At 67.0% G+C, this 2,042-nt stretch carries 2 protein-coding genes; both read right to left on the bottom strand.

Annotated features, from left to right (window positions below):
• Positions 1-132 precede the first annotated feature (132 nt).
• Positions 133-438 (bottom strand): hypothetical protein, encoded by a 306-nt coding sequence (locus AB0J09_RS63285; RefSeq protein WP_360713957.1) that lies wholly within the window; start codon positions 436-438, stop codon positions 133-135.
• Between the two features lie 238 nt (positions 439-676).
• Positions 677-1,810: a serine hydrolase domain-containing protein gene (locus AB0J09_RS63280; protein ID WP_360713955.1), complete on the bottom strand. Its 1,134-nt coding sequence runs from the start codon at positions 1,808-1,810 to the stop codon at positions 677-679.
• Positions 1,811-2,042: the final 232 nt, after the last annotated feature.

Genomic DNA, 2,042 nt, shown 5'->3' with positions numbered 1-2,042 from the left:
ACTACTACTCGCCTGAGCATGGTGGAGCGCCGGAACTTGCCTGACATCCACCCGCTTGGCACTTCTCGCTCGGGAGGTGCAGAACTGCCTCGGCAGAGTTCGGGAAACGATCACGTGGCGCACGGGAAGCGATCAAGGCGCCTGTCGTGCCGTCTCGCCGATGGGCGCCACAGAGGTGTCGCCATGGAACAGCTGCCAGCGGGTGAGCCCCGGCTGTTCCGAAGACGGCGTGATCATCTTGCCATCGGGGATGGAGACGTAGGCGGGGGTGGGTAGCGTGCCGTCCCACAGGGTGCGCGCGAAGGCGGGAAGATCGGCGGCCGTGCAGTAGGCCACGCGATGTGGGCCGGCGAATGGAAGCAGGCTGGCGGTGAAGTCGACCCGGGGGCCGGACGGCTGGGTGGCGTACGGGCGCGCGACCGTCCGGTCGGCCGTCACTTGTATCTCACCCAGCCGGAACTGCCCCGCTCTCGTAGGCTGTAGCCGATCGTTTCGAAAGGAACGCCCCCGGATCTTGGAGCCGCTCCGCTGCTGACGTGCGTGAAAGGGCCCTTTCGGTTATCCGGCGTCGCAGAGCCGTGCCGCGTATGTGCCACGACTGCCCACAGGTTCTCAATTCTCCAGCCGCACTTGGCGATCATGATCTGATCACGCTCGCCTTGTGCGGCTGGAGTGATCACTTCGCGGGGCAGAACAGCGATTTGAGGGCGTTGGTGATGCGCGACGGTACGGTGCTGCGCTCGTCGTTGTCCATGGCCAGGGTCAGGGACACGGCGAACTGCAGACGGCCGTCGGAGGAGGTGATGGTCGCGGCGGTGAAGCCGGGGGCGCTGCCTCCGCCCCCGGCGGCGAACTCGGGGTTGCCGGTGCACGGGCCGCCCGCAGGCGGCGGCGTCTGGCCGGGCGGCGGGTCGGTGATCAGCTTGCTCAGGGACGCCGGCAGGAGCTTGTTCTGGCGGAAGGCGCGCTGGAAGACGCTCATCTCGCGCGTGGTGGAGATCACGCCGCCGGCACCGAGCATGCTGGTGGCGTTCATCATCTTGTCGACATCGCGCATCGTGCCCGTCTCGTCCGGGGCGTAGCCGTGCCCGTGCGGGCCCTTGATACCCTGGCCCGCCTTCGTGGGCAGGTAGGTATGGCGCATGCCGAGCGGGGCGAAGAGCCTGCGGTTGAGTTCGGCCGCCAGTGACCTTCCGGACAGTTTCTCGATGATCATGCCGAGCAGGATGTAGTTGCTGTTGGAGTAGTTGAAGGTCCCGACTTCCACGGGCCGGGCGTTCTTGCGTGAGGCCGCCAGCAGGTCGGTCGGGCGGTAGTTACGCGTGGGGTCGGAGGTGTCCGGGCCGATGTAGTCGGGGATGCCCGAGGTCAGCTGGATCAGGTTGCGTACCGTGATCTCGTCGGCCCGCTCCACGAGGTCCTTCTCCGCCACCTCGGGCAGGACCTCGCTAAGTTTGTCGTCCACGCTCAGCTTGCCTTCCCTGACCAGTTGCAGGACCGCGGTGGCGGTCATGGCCTTGGTCTGCGAGCCGATCCAGTAGCGGGCGCTCGCCGGGATCGCGCCGCCCTTGCCGTCGAGCAGGCGGGAGCCGGCTGAGCCCTTCCCGACCCGCTTGCCGTCCACGTACACCTCGCCGATGGCTCCCACCACGCGGCCCGTCTTCACCAAGTCTTCCATCGCCTTCTGCACATCCCCGACCTTGACGGGGGCGGCAGCTGTCGAGGCGGTGGCGGGCGGGGCCGCGCTCAAGACCAGCGCCGCGCACGCCAGCGAGGCTGCGCCAGTGAACGTCGCTCGACGCAGAATCATGAAGTCTCCCGCTTCCAGGTTCGAATACTCGGCTGTCGAGCCACAAGTTCTAACGAAGGCGGTGTTTCCTCGGCGTTTCCGTGCAGGGCCAGGTTGCTCTGCACGGAGCCCAGAGCACAGGCGCGGACCTTGGCCTCCGCTCCCGCACTCTGGGAAACGATCAGCGCTACGCCGGGAAGCGATCTTCTCGACCGTTCTTCCGGCCCAGGTCGGGGCTATTCGTGAACACCCC

This window comes from Nonomuraea sp. NPDC049784 (genome assembly GCF_040659615.1).
Classification (GTDB): Bacteria; Actinomycetota; Actinomycetes; order Streptosporangiales; family Streptosporangiaceae; genus Nonomuraea.
Note: the sequence above shows the minus strand (reverse complement) of the source record. Positions and strands in the feature narration are given on the sequence as shown.